Source organism: Achromobacter sp. KK8, assembly GCF_054188005.1.
Genome location: NZ_CM135178.1, coordinates 1,227,352 through 1,250,878, shown reverse-complemented (window position 1 = coordinate 1,250,878; position 23,527 = coordinate 1,227,352). Strand labels below are relative to the sequence as shown.

Annotated in this window: 22 protein-coding genes; 8 read left to right on the top strand and 14 right to left on the bottom strand. The window is 66.2% G+C overall.

Annotation, left to right across the window (positions count from 1 at the left end):
• Positions 1 to 3 precede the first annotated feature (3 nt).
• The 4 genes from ACVN9Z_RS05775 to ACVN9Z_RS05760 all read right to left on the bottom strand — a co-directional run bounded on the left by ACVN9Z_RS05775 (position 4) and on the right by ACVN9Z_RS05760 (position 4,237).
• Positions 4 to 876: a branched-chain amino acid ABC transporter permease gene (locus ACVN9Z_RS05775; RefSeq protein ID WP_006389841.1), complete on the bottom strand. Its 873-nt coding sequence runs from the start codon at positions 874 to 876 to the stop codon at positions 4 to 6.
• Positions 877 to 1,018: 142 nt separating this feature from the next.
• Positions 1,019 to 2,182 carry an ABC transporter substrate-binding protein gene (locus tag ACVN9Z_RS05770; protein WP_006389842.1) on the bottom strand — a complete coding sequence of 388 codons (1,164 nt, stop codon included), beginning with the start codon at positions 2,180 to 2,182 and terminating at the stop codon, positions 1,019 to 1,021.
• Between the two features lie 330 nt (positions 2,183 to 2,512).
• The gene (locus ACVN9Z_RS05765) at positions 2,513 to 3,454 is read right to left on the bottom strand and encodes a LysR substrate-binding domain-containing protein (protein WP_035184243.1); all 942 of its coding nucleotides are present in this window, start codon (positions 3,452 to 3,454) and stop codon (positions 2,513 to 2,515) included.
• A 150-nt stretch (positions 3,455 to 3,604) separates the two neighbouring features.
• Positions 3,605 to 4,237 (bottom strand): LysE/ArgO family amino acid transporter, encoded by a 633-nt coding sequence (locus ACVN9Z_RS05760; protein ID WP_006389844.1) that lies wholly within the window; start codon positions 4,235 to 4,237, stop codon positions 3,605 to 3,607.
• 149 nt (positions 4,238 to 4,386) lie between these two features.
• Here ACVN9Z_RS05760 and ACVN9Z_RS05755 point away from each other — a divergent pair, with 149 nt between their 5' ends.
• Together ACVN9Z_RS05755 and ACVN9Z_RS05750 are read left to right on the top strand one after the other, a co-directional pair.
• Positions 4,387 to 5,286, top strand: coding sequence for a LysR family transcriptional regulator ArgP (locus ACVN9Z_RS05755; protein ID WP_006389845.1), 900 nt, complete (start codon positions 4,387 to 4,389; stop codon positions 5,284 to 5,286).
• A gap of 18 nt (positions 5,287 to 5,304) precedes the next feature.
• Positions 5,305 to 5,796, top strand: coding sequence for a copper chaperone PCu(A)C (locus ACVN9Z_RS05750; protein WP_020925962.1), 492 nt, complete (start codon positions 5,305 to 5,307; stop codon positions 5,794 to 5,796).
• A gap of 105 nt (positions 5,797 to 5,901) precedes the next feature.
• Here the strand turns inward: ACVN9Z_RS05750 and gdhA are convergent, their stop codons facing one another.
• Both gdhA and ACVN9Z_RS05740 read right to left on the bottom strand, forming a co-directional pair.
• A complete protein-coding gene (gene gdhA, locus ACVN9Z_RS05745) occupies positions 5,902 to 7,248 on the bottom strand; it encodes an NADP-specific glutamate dehydrogenase (RefSeq protein ID WP_006389847.1) in 1,347 nt (448 codons plus the stop codon).
• A gap of 451 nt (positions 7,249 to 7,699) precedes the next feature.
• Positions 7,700 to 8,488: an exodeoxyribonuclease III gene (locus ACVN9Z_RS05740; protein ID WP_006389848.1), complete on the bottom strand. Its 789-nt coding sequence runs from the start codon at positions 8,486 to 8,488 to the stop codon at positions 7,700 to 7,702.
• A 134-nt stretch (positions 8,489 to 8,622) separates the two neighbouring features.
• Between ACVN9Z_RS05740 and pyrE the strand changes: the two genes are divergently transcribed.
• On the top strand, positions 8,623 to 9,315 hold the full coding sequence (gene pyrE / locus ACVN9Z_RS05735) for an orotate phosphoribosyltransferase (protein WP_006389849.1): 693 nt from the start codon (positions 8,623 to 8,625) through the stop codon (positions 9,313 to 9,315).
• 50 nt (positions 9,316 to 9,365) lie between these two features.
• On the opposite strand, the gene ACVN9Z_RS05730 is transcribed toward pyrE, so the two are convergent.
• The 5 genes from ACVN9Z_RS05730 to gatC all read right to left on the bottom strand — a co-directional run bounded on the left by ACVN9Z_RS05730 (position 9,366) and on the right by gatC (position 13,522).
• Complete coding sequence (locus ACVN9Z_RS05730; RefSeq protein WP_060720936.1) at positions 9,366 to 9,839, bottom strand: type II toxin-antitoxin system VapC family toxin; 474 nt, start codon at positions 9,837 to 9,839, stop codon at positions 9,366 to 9,368.
• Positions 9,836 to 10,081, bottom strand: coding sequence for a hypothetical protein (locus ACVN9Z_RS05725; protein ID WP_026382118.1), 246 nt, complete (start codon positions 10,079 to 10,081; stop codon positions 9,836 to 9,838). Before ACVN9Z_RS05725 ends, ACVN9Z_RS05730 begins: the two co-directional genes overlap by 4 nt.
• Positions 10,082 to 10,208: 127 nt before the next feature.
• Positions 10,209 to 11,666, bottom strand: a complete 1,458-nt coding sequence (gene gatB / locus ACVN9Z_RS05720) for an Asp-tRNA(Asn)/Glu-tRNA(Gln) amidotransferase subunit GatB (RefSeq protein ID WP_458213219.1) — start codon at positions 11,664 to 11,666, stop codon at positions 10,209 to 10,211.
• A gap of 2 nt (positions 11,667 to 11,668) precedes the next feature.
• Complete coding sequence (gatA, locus tag ACVN9Z_RS05715) at positions 11,669 to 13,210, bottom strand: Asp-tRNA(Asn)/Glu-tRNA(Gln) amidotransferase subunit GatA (RefSeq protein WP_020925965.1); 1,542 nt, start codon at positions 13,208 to 13,210, stop codon at positions 11,669 to 11,671.
• Positions 13,211 to 13,213: 3 nt separating this feature from the next.
• Complete coding sequence (gene gatC, locus ACVN9Z_RS05710) at positions 13,214 to 13,522, bottom strand: Asp-tRNA(Asn)/Glu-tRNA(Gln) amidotransferase subunit GatC (protein WP_006389855.1); 309 nt, start codon at positions 13,520 to 13,522, stop codon at positions 13,214 to 13,216.
• A gap of 228 nt (positions 13,523 to 13,750) precedes the next feature.
• Between gatC and ACVN9Z_RS05705 the strand changes: the two genes are divergently transcribed.
• The 5 genes from ACVN9Z_RS05705 (at position 13,751) to rodA (ending at position 19,398) form a co-directional block, all read left to right on the top strand.
• Entirely contained in the window at positions 13,751 to 14,794 is a 1,044-nt protein-coding gene (locus ACVN9Z_RS05705) for a rod shape-determining protein (RefSeq protein ID WP_006216320.1), read from the top strand.
• 84 nt (positions 14,795 to 14,878) lie between these two features.
• Positions 14,879 to 15,763, top strand: a complete 885-nt coding sequence (gene mreC / locus ACVN9Z_RS05700; protein WP_006389856.1) for a rod shape-determining protein MreC — start codon at positions 14,879 to 14,881, stop codon at positions 15,761 to 15,763.
• Positions 15,750 to 16,319, top strand: a complete 570-nt coding sequence (gene mreD, locus ACVN9Z_RS05695) for a rod shape-determining protein MreD (protein WP_020925967.1) — start codon at positions 15,750 to 15,752, stop codon at positions 16,317 to 16,319. The genes mreC and mreD overlap by 14 nt, the downstream gene beginning before the upstream one ends.
• Before the next feature lie 17 nt (positions 16,320 to 16,336).
• Positions 16,337 to 18,265: a penicillin-binding protein 2 gene (gene mrdA, locus ACVN9Z_RS05690; protein ID WP_006389858.1), complete on the top strand. Its 1,929-nt coding sequence runs from the start codon at positions 16,337 to 16,339 to the stop codon at positions 18,263 to 18,265.
• Entirely contained in the window at positions 18,262 to 19,398 is a 1,137-nt protein-coding gene (rodA, locus tag ACVN9Z_RS05685) for a rod shape-determining protein RodA (protein WP_006389859.1), read from the top strand. Before mrdA ends, rodA begins: the two co-directional genes overlap by 4 nt.
• A 685-nt stretch (positions 19,399 to 20,083) precedes the next feature.
• Here the strand turns inward: rodA and ACVN9Z_RS05680 are convergent.
• From ACVN9Z_RS05680 to slmA, 3 genes are all read right to left on the bottom strand, one after another.
• A complete protein-coding gene (locus ACVN9Z_RS05680; RefSeq protein WP_054482035.1) occupies positions 20,084 to 21,133 on the bottom strand; it encodes an Ldh family oxidoreductase in 1,050 nt (349 codons plus the stop codon).
• A 12-nt stretch (positions 21,134 to 21,145) separates the two neighbouring features.
• Complete coding sequence (locus tag ACVN9Z_RS05675) at positions 21,146 to 22,639, bottom strand: DASS family sodium-coupled anion symporter (RefSeq protein WP_006389861.1); 1,494 nt, start codon at positions 22,637 to 22,639, stop codon at positions 21,146 to 21,148.
• A gap of 286 nt (positions 22,640 to 22,925) precedes the next feature.
• Positions 22,926 to 23,501: a nucleoid occlusion factor SlmA gene (gene slmA, locus ACVN9Z_RS05670; protein WP_006389862.1), complete on the bottom strand. Its 576-nt coding sequence runs from the start codon at positions 23,499 to 23,501 to the stop codon at positions 22,926 to 22,928.
• Between the last annotated feature and the right edge of the window lie 26 nt (positions 23,502 to 23,527).

The window sequence follows — 23,527 nt, the reverse complement described above, 5'->3', positions numbered from 1 at the left end:
CGCTTACACCTTCTTGATCGCGGTCTTGCCGAACAGGCCGGCGGGTTTGAAGGTCAGTACGAGCAGCAGCAGGACCAGTCCCGGCACGTCTTTGTACCCCGTCGAAAGATAGAAACCGGTGGTGGTTTCGGCGATCCCCAGGATCAGGCCGCCCACCACCACGCCCATGCCGCTGGACAGGCCGCCGATGATGGCGACCGCGAAGGCTTTCAGGCCCAGCACCGCGCCCATGGTGGCGCCGGTCAGCGTCAGCGGCGCCACCAGCACGCCCGCGAAGGCGGCCGTCAGCGACGACAGGGCATACGAAAACGTGATCACCATGCCGGTGTTGATGCCCATCAGCCCGGCGGCGTCGCGGTCATTGGACGTGGCGACGAAAGCCTTGCCGTAGATGGACTTGCGGTTGAACAGTTCCACCAGCAGCATCATGGCCAGCGCGCCGAACACCACCAGCAGTTCCATCGGCAGCACGTTCGCGCCCAGCACCTCGATCGGCGCCTCGGGCAGCGGCGAGGGGAATCGCAGGTCGTCGCGGCCCCAGATGTTCTCGGCCACGTTCTTGAAGATGATGCCCAGGGCGATGGTGGCCATGATCCAGCCGAATTCGGACCGCGTCTTGATGGCCGGCCGCACGCCGACCCGCTCGACCAGCGCGCCTTGCGCGAAGCCGAAGATGCAGACGATGGGAATCATGACCCAATAGTTCACGCCCAGGCCGACCAGCGTGAGCCCGACCAGCGCGCCCAGCATCAGGGCTTCGCCCTGGCCGAAGTTCAGGGTGCCGGATGTGGCGAAAGTGAGCTGGTACCCGAACGCGATGACGGCATAGATCATGCCCAGCGCGATACCGCTATAGATAAGCTGTAGAAGAATCATGGTGTGTGTCGTGAGGCGCTGTGTTCCGTCCCAACCCCCTTGGGCAGAACGCTGTTGTCAGGCGACTGCATGCCGGCGCCCCGCGCGCGGGAACGCCGGCGGCGGCGGCTGGGCAGCCGCCGCCGCACTGCTTCGGACGAACTTAGTTGGCCTTGACCACGCGGCCGCCCTTGACCTCGCCGATGACCACTTCCTTGGCGCCGATGGCGTCGTGGTTGTCGTGGGTGAAGGGCTTGTTGTAGGTCATCACCACGCCCTCGACCGGCGTCTGCAGGTTCTCGAGCGCTTCACGGATCTTCGGGCCTTCGGTGGAGTTGGCCTGCTTGATGGCGGCAGCCAGCAGGAAGATCGAGTCATAGCCCTGGGCCGCCGACACCGGCGAGTCGATGCGATTGTTCTTGGGCTTGAACTTGGCCAGGTAGGCATCGATGAAGGCCTTGCGCTTGGGCGTATCCGGATCCTGGATGAAGGTCTGCGGCATGCGCGCGCCTTCGCCGTTGGCGCCGGAGTTGTCGATGTAGTTGGCCATCGACAGCGTCCAGCTGCCGATGATCGGCACCTTCCAGCCCAGCTTGGCCATGCCGTTGGCGATCTGCGCCAGCTCGGGGCCGATGCCGTAGGTCAGCACGGCTTCGGCGCCCGCGGCCTTGGCCTTGAGCAGCTGGGCCGTCATGTCGACGTCCTTGATGTTGAACTTCTCGACGGCCACAGGCTTGATGCCCTTGGCGTCCAGGGCCTTTTCCAGGTCCTCGCGGCCGAGCTGGCCGTAGTTGGTGGAGTCGGCCAGGATCGCGACCTTCTTGAAGCCGCGGCGGGTGATGGCCTCTTCGACGATCATCGGCGCCTGGATGCTGTCGTGCGCCGCGTTGCGGAATACGTAGTTGTCCGGGTATTCGGGCGCCTTGAACTGGTGCGTGATGACGCTGCCGGTGGCCACGTTGTTGAACACCGGGATCTTGGCGTCCTGGTAGAAGCGTTGCGAGGCCAGCGCCACGCCGGTGTTGATGTAGCCGACCGTGGCGGTGACCTGTTCCTTGTTGATCAGTTCCTGGGCGATCTGCACGCCGCGCTCGTTCTTGGCTTCGTCGTCGCGTTCCACCGCGACCAGTTGCCGGCCGAGCACGCCGCCATTCTTGTTGATTTCCTCGATGGCCAGGCGCACGCCGTCGCGCATGCTCACCCCCATGGATGAAGAGCCGCCCGTATAGGGGCCGGCCACGCCGATCTTGATGGGGTCGGCGGCGTAGCCCGCGGCCGATACGGCAAAAGCAAGGGTTCCTGCAAGCAGCTTCAAACGAAAATCCATGGATGTCTCCGTTGTAATTGGTAGAACTGCGTGGAAAACCGTGTGCCGGCGCCAGGCGGCGTGAAGAAGGTGGGTGGCGCACTCCTGTTGCGTGTTGTGACTGTCTGCTTAATCGCTTACGCGAATCTGACCCGGCGGGGTTTTTCCGCGTAAATACCTAGTACCGTCGCACCCGCCGACGGCCCGGCATTGCGATGCAGCATGGGACGGCCAAAGATCGGGGCAGGCCCGGCGCGCGGAGCCGGTTTGCGCGCGCAGGCCATGTTGGGCGCATGCTAGCCAGCGACGCGAGGCGGCGCGCGGAATTTCCTTCCGCCCGGGGCTGGAAATTTATTCCGGCTTGGCCGAAGAAGCCCGTGGCCATTGGGCCGCGCGTTCACAGACGGCGGCCAGCCATAGGGAAAACGCTTGGGCCGCGCCGCCCGGAGGGCGCGAGATTTCAGTACACAGGTAGTACTGGGATTCACCCGCCGTCTCGATGTCGAGCACCCGCAGCAATTTGCCCTCGTCCAGCCACTCGGCCGCCAGCGTGCGGCGGGTCAGCGCGATGCCCTGGCCGGCTCGGGCCGCCGCCAGCATCATGCCCAGGTCGACCAGCCAGACGCCGCGCGCGGGTTCGGGCCAGTCGAGCCCGGCCGCCGCCAGCCAGGGACGCCATGGCTCCATCGGGCAGCGCAGCAGGGCGGCGCGCGACAGGTCCTGCGGGCGTTCGAACGGTCCGTGCGCATCGCGGTAGGCGGGCGAGCAGACCGCGAACACCGGATCGGTGGTCAGCGGCCGCGCGTGCAGGCCGGGATATTTGCCGCTGCCGAAGCGGATCCAGACGTCCGCGTTCGGCGGCATGATGTCCAGGTAGGGAATGGACAGCATGATTTCCAGCTCGACGTCCGGGTGCGCGGCGGTGAAGCCAGGCAGGGCGGGGATCAGCACCTGGCGGGCAAAGGTCGGGGTGGACACCACCCGCAGGGGTTCGAGCTTGGGCTCGCCGCGCTTGTGCAGCGAGGCATCGGACAGCAGGTCCAGCGCGGTGCGCACTTGTTCCAGGTATTCGCGCCCGGCGGCGCTCAGGGTGGCGCCGCGGCTGCTGCGGATGAACAGGGTGACGTCGAGCTGCGCCTCGAGCGCGGCGATGCGCTTGCCGATGGCGCTGGCGGTGACGAACAGTTCTTCGCTGGCGCGCTCGAACGAACCGAGCCGGGCGGCGGCCTCGAAGGCCTGGATGGCGGCCAGCGGCGGCAGGCGCACGTCTTTGGAAGGGGAGGGTCCGCGCATGATCGTCTGGCGGGCCGGCCATGCGCCCGACGAAAGAGTGGCAACGCGGCGATTATAAAAGTGCCTGGCTGGCTAGCCCGTCCCCGTATTTCCGCCGCCTGCGCAACGACCCGTCCCGTAGCCGTCCAGCCAGCGCGACTGCGCCAACCCTCAGACGCCCTTGACCGCCAGGCTGATCGCCAGGCCCGCCATGACCACGGCGATGACGCCGTCGAGCACGCGCCAGGCCGAGGCGCTGGCGAAGAAGCGCGCGAACAGGCGCGAACCGATGCCCAGCACGGCCAGCCACAGCAGGCTGGCGGTGAAGGCGCCGGCGGCGAACGCCATGCGGGCATCCTCGAAACCGTGGGCCAGCGAGCCCACCACCACCATGTCGAGCCAGAAATGCGGGTTCAGCAACGAAAAGCCCAGCGCGCCCAGCATCGCGGCGCGGCGCGAGGGCACCACGTCGCGCGCGGCGGCCAGCCCGCCGGTGGCGTTCCAGGCGCGGCGCGCCGATTGCAGCGCGTACCAGGACAGGAAGGCCACGCCGAACCACAGCACCGCCGTGGTCAGCCAGGGGAACCAGGCCGTCAAGGCCTGCAGGCCCGACACGCTGGCGAAGATGAAGACGGCGTCGATCAACGCGCAGATGGCAACCACCGACAGCAGGTGCGCGCGCATCAATCCCTGGCGCAGGATGAATGCGCTTTGCGCGCCGACGACGGCGAACAGGCCCAGCCCCGTGGCCGTGCCGCTGGCCCAGGCGGTGAGAAAGAGGGGAGATGACAACGTGGCGAACATGACGCGAACCTTTTGACTGCAACGCCTTGTGGCGGCGCTTGGAATACCGGGCCGGCAGCGTTGCGCATGCCGACAATGCATCATTTTCGCTTGTCACTGGTATGAAATACAGCTAATTTTGCTTCATTATCTTAAGCAAAACTAATTCTATGAAAATCGATCACGGCAACCTGCGCGCCCTGGCGGCGGTGGTGCGCGAAGGCAGTTTCGAACGCGCCGCGTTGGCGTTGAGCGTGACGCCGTCGGCGGTGTCGCAGCGGATCAAGGCGCTCGAAGACCGCATGGGAAGGCTGCTGGTCCAGCGCACCGTGCCCGCCGCGGCCACCGGCGATGGCCAGGTGCTGGTGCAGCTGGCCGAGCAGACCGCGCTGCTGGAACACGACGCGCTGAACCGGCTGGGCGTGGCGGACGACGACGTGCCGCACGCCAGCATCCCCATCGCGGTCAACCACGACAGCCTTGAGACCTGGTTCGTCGAGGCGGCGCTGCAGTTCTCCAGCCGTACCCGCGCCACGCTCGACATGCAGTCCGAGGACCAGGACCACACCGCCGCGCTGCTGCGCAACGGGTCGGTGCTGGGCGCGGTGACGACGCTGGCCGATCCGGTGCAAGGCTGCCGCATCCATGCGCTGGGCAGCATGCGCTATGTGGCGACGTGTACCCCGGCCTTCCACAAGCGCTATTTCGCGCAGGGCGTGAATGCGCAGACACTGGCGCAGGCGCCGGTGCTGGTGTTCAACCGCAAGGATGCGTTGCAGGCCCGTTTCGCCCACAAGATCTCGGACCCGGCGCCATGGCAACCGCCGGTCTGGTGGGTGCCGTCGACCCGCGCCTTCGTGCAGGCCACCCTGGGGGGCCTGGGCTGGACCATGAATCCGCTGCCGCTGGTGCAGGAACACCTTGATGCAGGTCATCTGATGCTGCTGCGGGGCCGCGCCTGGGAGGACGTGCCGCTGTACTGGCAGCATTGGCGGGTAAACTCCGAAGCGATGGAAGCTTTGACCGACTCGGTTCTGTCAGCCGCCCGCAGCCTGGTCCGGCGGCGTTAACCCATAGGAGAACACCCCATGAACATCCGCAAGTTCGCCGCTGTTGCCGTCCTGGGCCTGTGCGCGGCCGGTTCGGCCTGGGCCAAGGACTACAAGGTCGGCCAGGTCGAGATCGACGATCTCTGGGTGCGTGCGTCCGCCCCGGGCCAGTCCAACGGCGCCGGCTACATGGACATCGACAACGATGCAAAGACCCCCGATCGCCTGCTGTCGATCTCGTCCGACGCCGCCGAGCGGGTCGAGCTGCACACGGTCGAGACCACCAACGGCGTGGCCAAGATGCGCCAGGTCGAGGGCGGCATCGCGCTGCCGGCCGACGGCGAGGTCAAGCTGGCCCCCGGGGGTTACCACGTCATGTTCATCAAGCTGAAGGCGCCGTTCGCCGAAGGCGCCACGGTGCCCGCCACGTTGAAGTTCGAGAAGGCGGGCGAGGTGGCGGTGCAGTTCAAGGTCAAGCCGGCCTCGCACAACCCCGGCATGAGCCACGATCACGGCGCGATGAAGCACTGATCCCGCCGCGCGCGGCCCAGAACAAAAAAAGGCGGCAGGCTCGAACAGCCTGCCGCCTTTTTTGTCGCTGGCCGGTACCCCCACAATGGGGCGCCGGCCTGTCGATCAGTACAGCCCTTGCTGGCGCATTGCGTCGGCGACCTTGACGAAGCCGGCGATGTTGGCGCCGTCCAGGTAGTTCACGTATTCGCGCTCGCTGTGGCCGTGGCGCACGCAATTCTCGTGGATATCGCGCATGATGGCGTGCAGGCGCGCGTCCACTTCCTCGCGGGTCCATGCCAGGCGGGCCGAGTTCTGGGCCATTTCCAGGCCCGACACGGCCACGCCGCCGGCGTTGCTGGCCTTGCCCGGCGCGTACAGCACGCGGGCGGCGATGAAGGCCTTGGCGGCGTCCAGAGTGGCGGGCATGTTGGCGCCTTCGGCCACGCATTGCACGCCGTTCTTGATCAGCGTTTCGGCATCGGCCAGTTCCAGTTCGTTCTGGGTGGCGCAGGGCAGGGCCACGTCCACCGGCACGTGCCAGGGACGCTTGCCGGGCTCATAGACCAGACCGAACTGGCGGGCATAGGTGTCCAGGCGGCCGCGCAGGTCGTTCTTGACGTGCATCAGCGCCACCAGCTTTTCGTGGTTGAAGCCGGCTTCGTCGACCACCGTGCCGTTCGAGTCGGACACCGTCACCACCTTGGCGCCCAGCGCCATGGCCTTTTCGATGGCGTACTGGGCCACGTTGCCCGAGCCCGAGACCGACACGCGCAGGCCGTCGAACGACTTGCCGACGCGCTTGAGCATCTCCTCGGCGAAGTAGACGGTGCCGTAGCCGGTGGCTTCGGGGCGGATCAGGCTGCCGCCGAAGGTCAGGCCCTTGCCGGTGAAGACACTGGCGGTGGAGTTCGACAGTTTTTTCATCATGCCGGCCATGAAGCCGACTTCACGCGCGCCCACGCCGATATCGCCGGCCGGCACGTCGGTGTCCGGGCCCAGGTGGCGGTACAGCTCGATCATCAGGGCCTGGCAGAAGCGCATGACTTCGGCGTCGGACTTGCCCTTGGGGTCGAAGTCGGAGCCGCCCTTGCCGCCGCCCATGGGCAGCGTGGTCAGCGAGTTCTTCAGAGTCTGCTCGAACGCCAGGAACTTCAGGATCGACAGGTTCACCGAGGGGTGGAAACGCATACCGCCCTTGAACGGTCCGATGGCCGAACTGTGCTGGATGCGGAAAGCGCGGTTGACCTGCGCCTGGCCCTTGTCGTCGGTCCAGCACACGCGGAACTGGATCACGCGTTCCGGTTCCACCAGGCGCTCGAGCAAAGCGTGCTCGGCGTAGTGGGGGTGCTTTTCGATGAAAGGCCACAGACTCAGCATCACCTCCTGGACGGCTTGCATGAATTCCGGTTGCTGCGGATCGCGCACGGCGACGCTACGCAGGAAGTCGTCCAGACGCTGCACTTTCAACATGATCTCCTTGGGGGGCGCTTCGAATGAGTGCGGAGATGCGCTGTTTCGGGGCGTCGAATCTCCGTTTTGGTGCGGATTGCACCGGCTTGGTGCGAGATTGTAGGGCTAATTTGTTGCCCTGCGCAAAACGGCGGGCTGCTCCATCACCTTGATATCAAAGCGCTTTTTTCTTTAATTATTGGGGTCGCATTGCGGTTTGGAGGGCGGGGAGATCACCCCGGGTTCCATAGAGAGAAGGGTGGGGCATTGAATTCACAGGGAAAATTAATGCGTCCCCAATATAATGCCAAGTTCACGGCAGGAAAGGCATGGGCGCTTCATAGGGGAATGCACCCGGCAGCAGGGGCAGAGTCCTATATTTGCCGGGCGGATTTCTTTTGGTGTGTCCCTAATTATACTTTGCGCCAGATCATGCGTCAGGCGGTGGAACGGACGTCCCACCGCCTGGTTGCTACAGCGTGGCGTCGTAGTCGATCGTCAGCGGCGCGTGGTCGGAAAAGCGTTCGTCTTTATAGATCGCGACGCTGCGGGCGCGGGCGGCGATGCCGGGCGTGGCGATCTGGTAATCGATACGCCACCCGACGTTCTTGGCCCAGGCCTGGCCGCGGTTGCTCCACCAGGTGTACTGGTCCGGCCGCTCGTCGATGGTGCGGAACACATCGACGAAGCCGCGCTTGTCGAACACGTCGGTCAGCCAGGCGCGTTCCTCGGGCAGGAAACCGGAATTCTTCAGGTTGCCCTTCCAGTTCTTCAGGTCGATTTCCTTGTGGGCGATGTTCCAGTCGCCGCAGATGACGAATTCGCGGCCGGTCTTCTTGTGCTCGTGCATCAGTTCGTCGATCCACGGACCGAAGCGGTCCAGGAAGCGGTACTTGGCCTGCTGGCGTTCGTCGCCGCTGGAGCCCGAGGGCAGGTAGGCGCTGATGACCGACAGGTTCTTCCAGTCGGCGCGGATGATGCGGCCCTCGGGATCGAATTCTTCGCAGCCCAGGCCGATGCTGACGCGCTCGGCCGCATCACGCAGATAGATGCCGACGCCGCTGTAGCCTTTCTTGACGGCATGGTGGAAGTGGCCGGTGTAGCCGGGCGGGTGGCGCAGATCCTCGGTCAGATCCTCGTCCGACACCTTGATTTCCTGCAGGCACAGCACGTCGGCGGCGTGCTTTTCCATCCAGGGTTGCAGGCCCTTGCGGAAGGCGGACCGGATGCCATTGAGGTTGATCGACGTGATGCGCAGCAAAGCGGGACTCCTGTAGAGCGGCCGGGAACGGCCGGAACAATGCCAGGAATTTAACCGACTGGGCGACGTTGCCCGGCAATAGCCCCGACAACGGATAAAATGCCGGGGTTTGCCACCTCTCGGACCCCGCTCGCATGTCTGCCGCCCATTCTGCCAACTCCGCCACCTCGCTTGATTTTGTCCGCTTCGCCCTGAACGAAGGCGTGCTGCGCTTCGGCAGCTTCAAGGTCAAGTCCGGCCGTATCAGTCCCTATTTCTTCAATGCGGGCCTGTTCAACAGTGGTGGTTCGGTCGGCAAGCTGGCAGGCTTCTATGCGCAGGCGCTGCTGGATTCGGGCGTGGCCTTCGACATGCTGTTCGGCCCGGCCTACAAGGGCATCCCGCTGGCCACGGCCACCGCCGTCGCGCTGGCCAACCACCCGGCGATGCAGGGCCGCGGCGACGTGCCGTTCGCCTACAACCGCAAGGAAGCCAAGGACCACGGCGAAGGCGGCACCCTGGTGGGCGCGCCGCTCAAGGGCAAGGTCGTCATCATCGACGACGTGATCACCGCGGGCACCTCGGTGCGCGAGTCGGTGGAGATCATCCGCAACGCCGGCGCCGAGCCGGCCGCCGTGCTGATTGCCATGGACCGCATGGAGCGCGCGGGCGCCGACGATGCGCTGTCGGCGCACTCGGCGGTGCAGGACGTGGCCAAGACCTATGGCATCCCGGTGGTGGCGATTGCATCGCTGGCGGACATCATGGCGCTGCTGCAGGACGACGCCGCGTTTGCCGAGCACCGCGACGCAGTGCAGGCGTACCGGACGAAGTACGGGGTGAAGTAGCGCCCGGCTGGCCGGTTGCGGTACGAAGGGCGGCTGTTGGCCGCCCTTTGTCATTGAGACAGGTATCGCGCGGCGGGTTCCGCAACGCCGTGAGGTTGCCCGAATACGGTGACGCCGCTGGCTCGCGCCGCATCCGCCAGCTTGCGGTCAAAGGTGGCAAGGCAGGCCCGATGCCTGATGGAGAGCTCGAGGTAGCTGGCGTCATAGGCCGTCAGGCCGTGGGCGCGGGCGAGCTGGCAGGTGCGCGAAATGCTGGAAGCCGCGTCGCTCGGATCGGGAGTGATGGGCAGGGTGTCGAGAAGCTGGTTGAACGCGAACACCTGGCCATCGGAAATGCGCTGGCTGCGTTCGGCGCGCAGGACGCCGTTCGCGACCTCCACGCGCCAGATGGGCGGCACGGTATTGTGCGAACCGTGGGCAACTTCGAGCAGATGCCGGGCCAACAGCGATTCGTGGACGTCGACGCGATCCAGCAGCCAGGCAAGCGCGACCGACGCGTCCGGCACCAGGTGGATGGTGTTCATTCCCGGCCCTCTTCGATCCACGAGCGGATTATCTCGTGGGGAACGGCCGCCCCCGTATTGAGCCGCTTCATGGCCTCCAGGGCGTCGTGGGCGTCCAGCGAGGTTTCGGGCAGGACGGGGGTTAGCCTGGCGCGACGCACGCCATCGACGGCGATGATGAAATGCTGCCCGTTGCTGACGGCCTGCAGGTAGTCGGCGAAGCGGTGCAGCAGGTCGTTGCTGCTGATCTCGATGTAGTTCATGGCCAAGTCTCCGGCGCGAAATCGACCGAACCATTCTTGGCCAAACAAAAAGCCGCGGCAAGATGCCGCGGCCTTCGGTTCGGTCTGATACTGCGCCGGTCCTCGTGATGACGGGCCGGCGCGGGGATCAGCTATCCAGCTTCTGCTTGAGCAGGTCGTTGACCTGCTGCGGGTTGGCCTTGCCGCGCGCGGCCTTCATGATCTGGCCGACCAGCGAGTTGAACGCCTTCTGCTTGCCGGCGCGGTATTCCTCGACGATGGCCGGATTGGCCGCAAGCACCTCGTCGATCATGGCGCCGATGGCGCCGCTGTCGCTGATCTGCTTGAGCCCGCGGGCTTCGATGATGGCGTCGGGCTGGCCGCCGTTCTCGCCGGCCCACATGGCGCCGAACACTTCGCGCGCGATCTTGTTGGAGATGGTGCCGTCGATGATGCGGTTGATCAGCGCGGCCAGGGCTGGCGCCTGCACCGGCGCGTCGGCGATGGCCTTTTCTTCCTTGTTCAGGGTGGCGGCCACTTCGCCCATGATCCAGTTGGCGGCCAGCTTGGCCTGGCCGGCCGGCAGCGCGTGCGCCACGGCCTCGAAGTAGGCGGCCAGGTCGCGGCTGGCGGTCAGTTGCGCGGCGTCGTAGGCCGGCAGGCCGTACTCGGATTCGAAGCGGGCGCGCTGGGCGGCCGGCAGCTCCGGCATGGCGGCGCGGACCTCGTCGACCCATTCGCGCGAGATCACCAGCGTGGGCAGGTCGGGATCGGGGAAGTAGCGGTAGTCGTGCGCGTCTTCCTTGCTGCGCATGCTGCGGGTTTCGTCGCGGTCGGCGTCGTACAGGCGGGTTTCCTGGACCACCGTGCCGCCGTCCTCGATCAGCTCGATCTGGCGCCGCGCTTCGTAGGTGATGGCGCGTTCCAGGAAGCGGAACGAGTTAACGTTCTTGATCTCGGTGCGGGTGCCGAATTCCTTCTGGCCGACCGGGCGCACCGAGACGTTGGCGTCGCAGCGGAACGAGCCTTCCTGCATGTTGCCGTCGCAGATGCCGAGCCAGACGACCAGGCTGTGCAGGGCGCGGGCATAGGCCACGGCCTCGGCGGCCGAGCGCATTTCCGGTTCGGTGACGATTTCCAGCAACGGCGTGCCGGCGCGGTTCAGGTCGATGCCGCTGGCCGGCGAGCCGTTGGCCAGGGTGAAATTGTCGTGCGAGGACTTGCCCGCGTCTTCTTCCAGGTGCGCGCGCGTCAGGTTGACGGTTTTTTCTTCCTCGCCGACGAAGAACGACAGCGAACCGCCCACCACCACCGGCAGCTCGTACTGGCTGATCTGGTAGCCCTTGGGCAGGTCAGGGTAGAAGTAGTTCTTGCGCGCGAACACCGAACGCGGCGCGATCTCGGCGCCGACCGCCAGGCCGAAGCGGATGGCGCGTTCGGCGGCGCCGCGGTTCATGACCGGCAGGCTGCCGGGCAGGGCCAGGTCGACTTCGTTGGCGTGGGTGTTGGGCGCGGCGCCGAATTCGGTGCTGCTGCCCGAAAAGATCTTGGAGTCGGTGGAAAGCTGGGTGTGCGTTTCCAGGCCGATTACGATTTCCCAGTTCATGCTTAGGCGTCCTGCTGGGCCGGCGTGGCCTTGTGCCACGTCGTGACTTGTTGGTAGCGGTCGGCGATGGCCAGGAGGCGGCCTTCGTCGAAGTAGTTGCCGATGATCTGCAGGCCGACGGGACGCTTGGCGCCGGCGCCGGTGCCGAAACCGCAAGGGATCGACATGGCCGGCAGGCCCGCCAGGCTGACGCCCAGCGTGTAGACGTCGGCCAGCCAGTCGGCGGTGGGGTCGTCGCGGTTGTCGCCGATGTTCTTGGCGACCGTGGGGGTCACCGGGCCCATGATGACGTCGCACTGGCCGGCGAAGGCGCGCTGGAAGTCCTGGGCGATCATGCGGCGCAGGCGCTGGGCCTGCAGGTAGTAGGCGTCGTAATAGCCGTGCGACAGCACGTAGGTGCCGATCAGGATGCGGCGCTTGACCTCGTCGCCGAAGCCTTCGGCGCGCGAGCGGCTGATCATCTCGTTCAGGTCGCCGTACTGTGCGGCGCGATGGCCGTAGCGCACGCCGTCGTAGCGCGCCAGGTTGCTCGACGCTTCGGCGGGGGCGATGACGTAGTAGGCGGGGATGGCCAGCTCGGTGCGCGGTAGCGACACCGGCACGCGCACCGCGCCCAGCGTTTCGAACTGGGCCAGCGCGGCCTGTACCGCGGCGGCCACGTCCGGGGCCAGGCCGGCACCGAAGTATTCCTCGGGCACGCCAATGCGCAGGCCCTTCAGGGGCTGGCTGCCGGCCGCGTCGAACCTGCCTTGCGCGGCATCGAAATCGCGCCGCACGCGGCCCGGTTCGTTGGCGGCGGCATCGCATTTTTCCAGGCTGGTGGCGTCGCGCGGGTCGAAGCCGCTGATGACGTCCAGCAGTTCGAGCAGGTCGCGGCTGCTGGGGGCCAGCGGGCCGGCCTGGTCCAGGCTGGAGCCGAAGGCCACCATTCCGTAGCGCGAGACGGTGCCGTAGGTCGGCTTGATGCCGCTGACGCCGCACAGCGCGGCGGGCTGGCGCACCGAACCGCCGGTGTCGGTGCCGGTGGTGGCGGCCACCAGGCGGGCGGCGACCGCGGCGGCCGAGCCGCCCGAGGAGCCGCCGGGCACGGCCGCCGGATCCCACGGATTGCGGACCACGCCGTAGGCCGAATTCTCGTTGCCCGAGCCCATGGCGAACTCGTCGCAGTTGAGCTTGCCCAGCGACACGGCGCCGGCGGCCTGCAGGCGCTCGACCACGGTGGCGTCGAACGGGCTGACGTAGCCGTCCAGCATCTTGCTGCCGGCGGTGGTGCGCCAGCCGCGGGTGACGAAGGCGTCCTTGTGGGCGATGGGCACGCCGGCCAGGGGGCCGGCGTTGCCGGCGGCCAGCGCGGCGTCGGCGGCGCGGGCCTGGGCCAGCGTCAATTCGGCGTCAATATGTAAGAAGGCGTTCAGGCCGCTGGCCGCGTCGGCGGCCGCCAGCGAGCTTTGCGCCAGCTCGACGGCGCTGACCTGGCGTTGAGCGAGGGCCGCGCGCAGGGCGGCGATCCCCTCGAATTGGGTGTGCAGGGCGGGTTGGGTCATGGCTTAGTCGAGAACCTTGGGGACCAGGAAAAGGCCGTCCTGGGCATCGGGAGCGTTGGCCAGCAGTTCGGCGCGGCGGGCCTCCGAAGCGGTTTCGGTGACCGCGTCCTGGCGCAGGCGCAGCACGATGTCCTCGTGGGCCGACAGCGGGTGGGCCAGGGGTTCGACGCCTTGGGTGTCGACGGCCTGCAGCCGTTCGATCAGGTGGAGGATGCCATTGAGCTCGGCTTGCGCGTGGCCGCGCTGGTCCGGGGTCAGTTCGATTCTGGCCAGCCTGGCAATGCGGGCCACATCTGTGTCATTGAGCGCCATGGGGATTGCGAATATCGAGAAGCGAAGGCCGAGGGGCGGGACTGGGCAGTATGCACATGCCAAACCCGTTACAAAGCTTGAATAGCCTGCATTTATGCGCTATTTCCGGGGAAATTATAAGTTATGATTCACGGTTTAATCGCCGTGATGACAGGCGCACCCAGGCTTTCCCGGGTGGTACGCCCCGCGGCATGACCCCAATTCCCCCCAGAATTTAGCTGAGCTCCCATGTTCGGATTCCTGCGCAGTTATTTTTCCAGCGATATGGCGATCGACCTCGGTACCGCCAATACGCTGATCTACGTCCGCGGCAAGGGCATCGTGCTCGACGAGCCCTCCGTGGTCGCGATCCGTCATGAAGGCGGGCCTCACGGCAAGAAGATCATCCAGGCCGTCGGCCACGAAGCCAAGCAGATGCTCGGCCGCGTGCCCGGCAACATCGAGGCCATTCGGCCCATGAAGGACGGCGTCATCGCCGACTTCACGGTCACCGAGCAGATGCTCAAGCAGTTCATCCGCATGGTGCACCCGCGCAACATGCTGGCGCCCAGCCCGCGCATCATCGTCTGCGTGCCCTGCGGCTCCACCCAGGTTGAACGCCGCGCCATCCGCGAATCGGCCCTTGGCGCCGGCGCCTCGCACGTGTTCCTGATCGAAGAACCCATGGCCGCGGCCATCGGCGCCGGCCTGGCCGTCTCCGACGCCAGCGGCTCCATGGTCGTCGACATCGGCGGCGGCACCACCGAAGTGGCGGTCATCTCGCTGGGCGGCATGGTCTACAAGGGTTCGGTGCGCGTCGGTGGCGACAAGTTCGACGAGGCCATCGTCAACTACATCCGCCGCAACTACGGCATGCTGATCGGCGAACCCACCGCCGAACTCATCAAGAAGGAAATCGGCTCGGCGTTCCCGGGTTCCGAAGTCCGCGAAATCGAAGTCAAGGGCCGCAACCTGGCCGAAGGCGTGCCGCGCAGCTTCACGGTCTCGTCCAACGAGATCCTGGAATCGCTGACCGATCCGCTCAACCAGATCGTATCGGCCGTCAAGATCGCCCTGGAACAGACCCCGCCCGAACTCGGCGCCGACATCACCGACAAGGGCATCGCCCTGACCGGCGGTGGCGCGCTGCTGCGCGACCTCGACCGCCTGCTGCAGGAAGAGACCGGCCTGCCGGTGGTGGTTGCCGATGATCCCCTGACCTGCGTCGTGCGCGGCTGCGGCGAGGCGCTGGAACATCTTGAGAAACTGGGCGCGATCTTCATCAACGACTAATACCGCCCGCCAGCCCGGAGCCCCGCTTTTCCACGGCTCCGGCCGCTGCGGGGGCTGCGGGCGCGGGCGCCCGGGCTGAGATTCATGCAACGACAAGGGACTCCCCCCCTATTCAGGCGCGGCCCTCCCGCGGAGGTGCGGCTGGTCATCCTGGTCGTCCTGGCTCTGGCTCTGATCATCATGGATTCGCAGTGGCGCATGCTGGAACCGGCGCGCCGGGCGATGTCCGTGGCGCTGTATCCCTTCCAGCGCGCCGTCATGGCGCCGCGCGACCTGGTCCAGCAGGTCAATGAATGGGTCAACGCGGCCAACCTCATCCGCAGCGAAAACGAAGCCCTGCAGCGCCAGCGCATCGAACTGGCCCAGGTGGCCACGCACGCGGCGCAGCTGGCCGCCGAAAACGCCCAATTGCGCCGCCTGCTCGGCGTGACCGACACCGTGGCCCAGTCGGCCGTGGTGGTCGAAGTGCTGTACGAACCCACCAACGCCTTCAACCAGCGGCTGGTGTTCAACAAGGGCAGCAAGGCCGGCCTGGCGCCGGGCATGCCGGTGATCGATGAAGGCGGCGTGGTCGGCCAGATCGTGCGCGTCACGCCCATGACGGCCGAGGCTGCCCTGGTCACCGACGAACAGGTATCGATCCCGGTGCAATTGCTGCGCAACGGCCTGCGCCTGATCGCCTTTGGCGGGAACTCTCCCGGCAAGATGGAGGTCCGCTACCTCGCGGCCAATGCCGACATCAAGGAAGGCGATACCATCGTCACCAGCGGCGTCGGCGGCTTGTTTCCCGCCGGCCTGCCGGTGGCCAAGGTGACCTCGGTCGAGCGCGACACCGCTTCCGGCTTCGCCCGCGCTGTCTGCGAGCCGCTGGCCCACCCTGAGCGCTATCGCCACTTCCTGGTCCTGCAGGTGGATGTGGAACGTGCCGAGTCCAACCGTCAGGAGGTCGATTCCGGTGGATCGGACTAACCAACCATCATCCGGCCAGCCCCGGCGCCGCCTGGGCACGCCCAGCAACGTGCAGCCTGACCGCCTGTCGGGGCCGGCGCACGGCCTCTTCGTGTGGGGCACCATCCTGCTGGTGTGGCTGGTGTCGCTGCTGCCGTGGCGGTTGTGGCAGGGCGCGCCCGACGTGCTGATCCTGATCATCGCTTTCTGGTGCGTCCATGAGCCGCGCCGCGTCGGCCTGTTCACCGCCTTCTGCTTCGGCCTGCTGATGGACGTGCATGACGCGGGCCTGCTCGGCGAGCACGCGCTGTCCTACACCCTGGTCGCCTACGGCGCCGTGGTGCTGCACCGCCGCCTGCAACGGTTCGACCTCTGGAGCCAGGCGATGCACATGTTGCCGGTGTTCCTGATCGCGCGCTTCATCACCCAGATCATCCATGCCTGGCTGGCCGGCAAGTGGCCGGGCTGGGACTGGAGCATCAGCGTGGCCATCACCGCCGCGTTGTGGCCGCTGGCGGGCTGGGTGCTGCACTTGCCGCAGCGCGGTGCCGACGACGCCGAATCCTCCTCCGCCTGACGGCGGCGCCGCGTCTCATGTTCGAATTCAAGAAAACCGGCCAGCAGCAGAAGCAGCGCTTCCGCCTGCGCGCCTGGGTCGGCGGCATCTTTGCGCTGGTCTGCTTCGGCGTGCTGATAGGCCGGTTCTGGTACTTGCAGGTCGACCGTTACGAAGGCCTGTCCGAACGCGCCGACCGCAACCGCATCGCGGTCGTGCCGATCCCGCCGCGCCGCGGCGAGATCCTCGACCGCAATGGCGAAGTGCTGGCGCGCAACTACCGCACCTACACCCTCGAAGTGGTGCCGGCCCAGGCCGGCAACATGAATGCGCTGTTCGAGCGCTTGACCGAGGTGGTCTACATCAGCCCGGCCGATCAACGCCGCTTCAAGCGCCGCGCCGCCGAATCCAGCCGCTACGCCAGCCTGCAGCTGCGCAACAACCTCAACGAGACCGAAGCGGCCTGGTTCGCGGCCCACGCCTTCCAGTTCCCCGGCGTCGAGCTGCGCGCCCGCTGGGTGCGCGAGTATCCGCAGGGGCAGTCCGCCGCCCACGTGGTGGGCTACATCGGCCGCATCGCCGAAAACGACAACGAGGAACTCGAACGCGCCGGCCTGCTGGGCAACTATCGCGGCACCGACGTGATCGGCAAGAAGGGCATCGAGAAGACCTGGGAAGAAGCCCTGCATGGCCGCACCGGCCTGGAAGAGGTCGAAGTGACCGCGGGCGGCCGCCCCATGCGCACGTTGCGCCGCATCGACCCGGTGCCGGGCTCGGACATCATGCTGTCGATCGACCTGGGCCTGCAGAAGGTGGCCGAGGAAGCCTTCGAGGGCCAGCGCGGCGCGCTGGTGGCGATCGATCCCGACACCGGCGAGGTGCTGGCCTTCGTCTCGCAGCCCTCGTTCGACCCGAACCTGTTCGTCGACGGCATCGACGTGGACAACTGGCGCATGTTGAACGAGTCGCCGGACCACCCGCTGATCAACCGCCCGCTGTACGGCACCTACCCGATCGGTTCCACCTACAAGCCTTTCGTCGGCCTGGCGGCGCTGGAACTGGGCAAGCGCCGCGCCACCGACCGCATCTCGGACCCCGGCTACTACGAGTTCGGCGGCCAGAAATTCCGCAACGCCGGCGGCGCCGCCTATGGCATGACCGACATGCACAAGGCCATCGTGGTGTCGTCGGACACGTACTTCTATTCGCTCGGCCCCGAGATCGGCGTGAACGCGCTGCACGATTTCACCAAGCAGTTCGGCTTTGGCCAGATCACCGGCATCGATCTCGAAGGCGAGAAGCGCGGCGTGCTGCCCTCGACCGAGTGGAAGCGTTCGGCCTACAAGGACAAGGACCGCCAGCGCTGGTACGCCGGCGAGACGATTTCGGTGGCGGTGGGGCAGGGCTACAACGCCTTCACCCTGCTGCAACTGGCGCAGGGCACCTCGACCCTGGCCAATAACGGGCTGTACCGCCGTCCGCACCTGGTGCACGCGGTGCGCGACCCGCGTTCGGGCGTGGCCAAGCCTACGGAATCCGCGCCCGACTACCGCATCCCTCTCAAGCAGGCCAACGTCGACGTCATCAAGAACGCCATGGCCGACGTGGTCCGCGCTGGCACCGCGCGCCGTGCCTTCGCCAACGCGCCCTATCAGGCCGCCGGCAAGACCGGCACAGCCCAGGTGTTCAGCCTGCGTGGCGGCCATTACCGCGCCAGCGCCATCGACGAACGCCTGCGCGACCACGCGCTCTTCATGGGCTTCGCGCCGCTGGAACACCCGCGCATCGCCGTCGCGCTGATCGTCGAAAACGCCGGCTGGGGCGCCAGCGTCGCCGCGCCGGTGGCGCGCAAGGTGTTCGACTACTGGCTGGCCAAGGATCGCCAGGACAAGATCCAGCGCCCCGAGCGCAACGCGTCGACGGCCTCGGTCGAAAACATCACCTCCGATCTGGTGCGCCAACAATGAAGCGTCTCGGCCTGATCCTGCTGCGCGTCTTCACGGCCTTCGACTGGCCGCTGCTGGCGATCCTGCTCATGTTCGCGGCGCTCGGCCTGACGGTCATGCATTCGGCGGTGGGCGGCACCGACTGGCGCTTCGCCGAACAGTCGCGCAATTTCATCATCGCTTTTTTCGCCATGTGGACCATGGCGCTGATCCCGCCCAAATGGCTGATGAAGCTGGCGCTGCCGTTCTATGTGATCGGCGTGGTGCTGCTGCTGGGGGTGGAATTCTTCGGCGAGACCAGCAAGGGCGCGACGCGCTGGCTCAACCTGGGCGTGACCCGTATCCAGCCGTCCGAAATGATGAAGATCGCCGTGCCCATGATGCTGGCCTGGTATTTCCAGCGCCACGAGGGCGCGGTGCGCATCCGCGACTTCCTGGCCGCCGCCGCGATGCTGGCCGCGCCCTTCGGGCTGATCGTGCTGCAACCCGACCTGGGCACCGCGCTGCTGGTGTTCGGCGCCGGCTTCTTCGTCATCTACTTCGCCGGACTGTCGTTCAAGCTGCTGGTGCCGGTCATGCTGGCGGGCATCATCGCCATCGGCACGCTGGTGTACTACGAAGACCAGTTGTGCGAACCGGACGTCAACTGGGTGGTGCTGCACGATTACCAGAAGCACCGCGTCTGCACGCTGCTCAACCCCAGTTCCGATCCGCTCGGCAAGGGTTTCCACACCATCCAGTCGATGATCGCGGTGGGCTCGGGCGGGGTCTACGGCAAGGGCTACATGAAGGGCACGCAGACGCACCTGGACTTCATCCCCGAACGCACCACCGACTTCATCTTCGCCGTCTACGCCGAGGAATTCGGCCTGTACGGTGGTATCGCCATCCTGGTTCTGTATGGCCTGATGATGGCCCGCGGCCTGACCATCGCTTCGCGCGCGTCATCGCAGTTCGGGCGGTTGCTGTCCGGGGCGTTGACGATGATGCTGTTCATCTATGTATTTGTGAACGTGGGCATGGTGACGGGGATTCTGCCTGTCGTGGGCGTGCCATTACCTTTCATGAGCTATGGCGGTACCGCGTTGTTCACCATGGGGATTGCGTTTGGGATCATGATGAGCATTAGTCGGCATCGGTCGGTCAAGAGCTGAGCTTTTTTTTTCTTCGTAGGCCGCCCGGGGCGGTGGGCGCACGGGTGGGCGCGCCTACGATTGCGGTCCGGAGCCTTCGCTCCGGACTGCCCCATACTCAACCTCGTCCGCCTTCGGCTCCCTACGGTTTCCGTCGGGCGCATCTGAACGGCGCGCCCACCCGTGCGCCCACCGCCCCGGGCTACCGGTGTCGAGGAATGTGGCGCTGCTGCAGCGTGGGGCAAGGAGAGAGTCTTGCGTCGCCCGCCGTTGACGGCCGCGCGGGCGGCCATCAACGGCATACATGGTGTCTGGCGTCGGGGCGGGGTTCGCTGCGCGCCAATTTCTCGACGCCCCTCATCGCGTAAGCCCAAAAAGGCCGCCCGCGCGGCCGGCTTTGGGCGGGCCCCGCAAGATCCTCCCCTCCATTCCAGTCGTTGGCAAAAACGCCAAGCACACTGCTCGTCCCTGCAATGGCGAAACCAAGACGACGTGAGCCCGTTGCGTTGGCGGGCGGGGGCGGCGGGGCGTGTAGATGCGCCCGAGGGAAACCGTAGGGAGCCGAAGGCGTACGAGGTTGACAACGGGGCAGTCCGGAGCGAACGCTCCGGACCGCAATCGTAGCCCCGCCGCCCCCGCCCGCCAACGCAACGGGCGGCTCAAGAACCCTTGAGCCGCCCGCAAAACACAACCATCCTGCAAACCATCAAGGCAACGCGTCAGCCACCCCAACGTCCGCGGCCAGCTTCTTCAACCCCTCCCAGATGGGCGGCGAAAATTCCAGCGAATCTGCGTTCAGCTCCCGATTGCGGGCTTCATACTCGCCCGGGTACTGAACCCCATCCACGCCCGGTTGCGGCGGGCAGGCATGCAGGTAGTCGATGAACGCGCCCACTTCCATCGAGCGCCAGTCCGTATTGAAGTCCACCTGCGGATCCAGCAGCAGCGCGAACATATTGTTCGTGGCCACCCCGTTGCGCGGGTGTTCTGGCTGGATCGTGCCGCCGCCGGACAGCACGCCCGCCAGCAGCTCGGCCACCAGGCCCATCGCGTAACCCTTGTGGCCGCCGAATGGCAGCAGCGCGCCCGGCGGATCGGTGAACAGCGCGCCCGGATCCGTGGTCGGATTGCCGTGCGCGTCGATCAGCGAGCCCGGCGGCGCCTGCTCGCCCTTGGCCGCCAGCACGCGCGCCTTGTTCACCGCGATCGAGCTGGTCGCCATGTCGACGATGAACGGCGGGCGGCCGCCCGGCAACGGGCCGGCAAAGCACAGCGGATTGGTCGTCAGGCAGGCGCGCGCGCCGCCGAAAGGCGCCACCGTGGGGGCACGGTTGATCACGTTGGTGAAGGCCAGCAGGATCAGGCCCTTGGCCGCCACCATCTCGCCGTAGTGGCCCATGCGGCCCAGGTGATGGCTGCGGCGCAGCGTCAGGATGCACTGGCCGTGCGCCTGCGTGCGCTCGATGGCCTGCTCGATCACGACCTTGCCCACGTACTGGCCCAGGCCGTTGTGGCCGTCGTAGGCCAGCATGGCGCCACGGTCGTTGAGCAGTTCGGGGCGGCCGTCGGCCTGCGCCAGGCCTTCGGCCAGCACACGCCGATAGTTGGTCAGGATGGACAGGCCGTGGCTGGTGTAGCCCACGCGGTCGGACTCCACCAGGTGCTCGGCCACGTCGCGCGCGATATCTTCCGGCACGCCTTGCGCCATCAGCACGCGACGGCCGTATTCATTGGCTTGGGCAATGGAGATCTTCATGATGCGGTCTCCTTACAGCCAGCCCAGCCAGCGCCAGTAGGTCATGCCCATCAGCATCATCAGCGCGTAGCCGATGATGGTGACCAGGATGCCGACCTTGGCGAACTGCTTGGCGTTGAAGGTTTCCGTGCCCAGGCACACCATGTTCTGCGGCGCGTTGATCGGCAGGATGAAGCCATAGCTCACCACGAAGCCCAGCAGCATGGTCATGCCCAGGCGGCTGAAGTCGCCCGGCAGCGTGGCCAGCACCGAGATCAGGATCGGCAGCATCGCCGAGGTCAGCGCGGTGGCGCTGGCGAACCCCAGGTGGATGATGATCAGGAAGGCCGACAGGATCGCGAAGATGGCCAGCGGGCCGAGATGGTCCAGGCCGGTGTGCGCCACCACCTGGTTGCCCAGCCATTGGCCGGCCTGCGTGGTCAGCAGCGCGGTGCCCAGGCTGATGCCGACGCCGAAGACGATCACGGTGCCCCATGGAATGCGCGATTGCACGTCTTTCCACGTCATCACGCCAAAGCGCGGCAACAGCAGCAGCACCAGGCCGAAGTAGGTGGTGGAGGTGGTGTCGAACTTGTGCAGCTTGCCTTCGGTCGACCAGAACAGCAGCAGCATGACCGACACGGCCATCAGGCGCTTTTGCGCGCCCGTCATGGGCCCCAGTTCAAGCAGCGATTTCTCGACGGCTTCCTTGCCCCCCGCGATGCTGTCGCTTTCCGGCGGCAGCAGCTTGAGCACAATGATGATCAACACCGCCGACATGATCAGCGACCAGGGCGCGCCGGCGATCAGCCAGTCCGACCAGGCCACGCGCTGGCCCAGCATCTTTTCCATGAAGCCGACCGTCAGCAGGTTCTGCGCGGCCGCGGTCTGGATGCCCACGTTCCAGATGCTGGTGGCCTGCGCCACGATGATCATGATGCCGGCGGCGATGTTCGAGCGCTTGTCCACGCCGAAGGCCGCGATCACGCCCATCATGATGGGCACCACGGCCGCGCTGCGGGCGGTCGCGCTGGGCACTACCAGGCTCAGCACGATGGTCACGGCGATACATCCGATCAGGATGCGCCGCGTGCTGGTTCCGACCTTGGACAGCGTCACCAGCGCGATGCGCCGATCCAGTCCGGTGAAGGTCATGGCCGCGGCGATGAACAGGGCGCCGGTGACCAGCGCCAGCGCCGAGTTGGCGAAGCCGGTCAGCGCCATGCTGATGGCGGCCGACGTGCCGTAGACCACCTGCGGATCCTTGATGGTGGGCGCGGTGCCCAGCAGGAAGGCCATCAGCGTCGTGATCATGATCGCGCTGGCTTCGTAGGACACGGCTTCCGTGATCCACACCACCACCGCGAACGCCAGGATCGCCAGCATGCGATGGCCGGCAACGGGCAGGTCGGCCGGCAAGGGCAGCATCAGCACGCCGATCATGACGATGAAGCCGGCGACCAGGCCGATCGGGATTTTGGTTTTCTTGGGGGCTTGCGAGGCAGGGACAGCGGTTTCCGCAGTCATATCCATCTCCGGTTGAGGTCAAACTGACGACACCCCGTTGCCAAGCCTTGGGCTGGATCAAAGCGAAGTGTCGACGCTACAGAATGATCGTGACGGCATTAAGGAAAACCCGTATTGATGCGTGTCAATTCGGCGGACAATCGTGCTTGTCGGAAACCCGCTCCGGAGATTATGCTCGTCGGCCGGCAAAAATCGCAACCCTGCGAATGTTGCATAAAAACAAACAAATACTGCAACACCACCCGTGCGAGGCAGTTAATTCGTTCGTGTTATGGCGCGAATGAGATCAGCCCAACGCCAGGCGCAATTGCTCGTCCAGGTGCAGCGTGGGCGCCACGCGCCAGCCGCTCTGCGCATAGCGCAGCCAGCGGCCCAGCACCAGGTGCGTCAGCAGGCTGGCGTGCGCGGCCACGTTGGCCTCGGGCGGCAGGCCGCCGTCGGTCACGGCGATACGCAGCGATTGCTTCAACGACGCCTCGATGCGGTCGTTGATGTGGTTGATCCGTTCCTGCAGGCGATTGTCCTCGGTGACCAGGGCGTCACCCGTCAGCACCCGCGTCATGCCTCGATTGCGTTCCGAGAACGTCAGCAGCATCGACACCGTCTGGTGCGCCTGCGACAGGCCATAGGGCTCGGCGATGGCGATCTGGTTCACCAGCGTGAAGATGCTGGTTTCGATGAATTCGATCAGCCCTTCGAACATCTGCGCCTTGCTGGCGAAATGCCGATAAAGCGCGGCTTCCGATACCGCCAGGCGCGCGGCCAGCGCCGCCGTGGTGATGCGCGAGGCGTGCGGCTGCTCCAGCATCTCGGCCAGGGTCTGCAGAATCTGGGTCTTGCGCTCGCCGGGTTTGCTCGCCATGGACGGGTCTGGTGTTACGCAGGCTG

What these genes read in the sequence shown, in the direction of transcription:
- ACVN9Z_RS05775 (WP_006389841.1), bottom strand. Translation starts at nt 876, where the DNA reads ATGATTCTTCTACAGCTTATCTATAGCGGTATCGCGCTGGGCATGATC.
- ACVN9Z_RS05770 (WP_006389842.1), bottom strand. Translation starts at nt 2,182, where the DNA reads ATGGATTTTCGTTTGAAGCTGCTTGCAGGAACCCTTGCTTTTGCCGTA.
- ACVN9Z_RS05765 (WP_035184243.1), bottom strand. Translation starts at nt 3,454, where the DNA reads ATGCGCGGACCCTCCCCTTCCAAAGACGTGCGCCTGCCGCCGCTGGCC.
- ACVN9Z_RS05760 (WP_006389844.1), bottom strand. Translation starts at nt 4,237, where the DNA reads ATGTTCGCCACGTTGTCATCTCCCCTCTTTCTCACCGCCTGGGCCAGC.
- ACVN9Z_RS05755 (WP_006389845.1), top strand. Translation starts at nt 4,387, where the DNA reads ATGAAAATCGATCACGGCAACCTGCGCGCCCTGGCGGCGGTGGTGCGC.
- ACVN9Z_RS05750 (WP_020925962.1), top strand. Translation starts at nt 5,305, where the DNA reads ATGAACATCCGCAAGTTCGCCGCTGTTGCCGTCCTGGGCCTGTGCGCG.
- gdhA (WP_006389847.1), bottom strand. Translation starts at nt 7,248, where the DNA reads ATGTTGAAAGTGCAGCGTCTGGACGACTTCCTGCGTAGCGTCGCCGTG.
- pyrE (WP_006389849.1), top strand. Translation starts at nt 8,623, where the DNA reads ATGTCTGCCGCCCATTCTGCCAACTCCGCCACCTCGCTTGATTTTGTC.
- ACVN9Z_RS05730 (WP_060720936.1), bottom strand. Translation starts at nt 9,839, where the DNA reads ATGAACACCATCCACCTGGTGCCGGACGCGTCGGTCGCGCTTGCCTGG.
- ACVN9Z_RS05725 (WP_026382118.1), bottom strand. Translation starts at nt 10,081, where the DNA reads ATGAACTACATCGAGATCAGCAGCAACGACCTGCTGCACCGCTTCGCC.
- gatB (WP_458213219.1), bottom strand. Translation starts at nt 11,666, where the DNA reads ATGAACTGGGAAATCGTAATCGGCCTGGAAACGCACACCCAGCTTTCC.
- gatA (WP_020925965.1), bottom strand. Translation starts at nt 13,210, where the DNA reads ATGACCCAACCCGCCCTGCACACCCAATTCGAGGGGATCGCCGCCCTG.
- gatC (WP_006389855.1), bottom strand. Translation starts at nt 13,522, where the DNA reads ATGGCGCTCAATGACACAGATGTGGCCCGCATTGCCAGGCTGGCCAGA.
- ACVN9Z_RS05705 (WP_006216320.1), top strand. Translation starts at nt 13,751, where the DNA reads ATGTTCGGATTCCTGCGCAGTTATTTTTCCAGCGATATGGCGATCGAC.
- mreC (WP_006389856.1), top strand. Translation starts at nt 14,879, where the DNA reads ATGCAACGACAAGGGACTCCCCCCCTATTCAGGCGCGGCCCTCCCGCG.
- mrdA (WP_006389858.1), top strand. Translation starts at nt 16,337, where the DNA reads ATGTTCGAATTCAAGAAAACCGGCCAGCAGCAGAAGCAGCGCTTCCGC.
- rodA (WP_006389859.1), top strand. Translation starts at nt 18,262, where the DNA reads ATGAAGCGTCTCGGCCTGATCCTGCTGCGCGTCTTCACGGCCTTCGAC.
- ACVN9Z_RS05680 (WP_054482035.1), bottom strand. Translation starts at nt 21,133, where the DNA reads ATGAAGATCTCCATTGCCCAAGCCAATGAATACGGCCGTCGCGTGCTG.
- ACVN9Z_RS05675 (WP_006389861.1), bottom strand. Translation starts at nt 22,639, where the DNA reads ATGACTGCGGAAACCGCTGTCCCTGCCTCGCAAGCCCCCAAGAAAACC.
- slmA (WP_006389862.1), bottom strand. Translation starts at nt 23,501, where the DNA reads ATGGCGAGCAAACCCGGCGAGCGCAAGACCCAGATTCTGCAGACCCTG.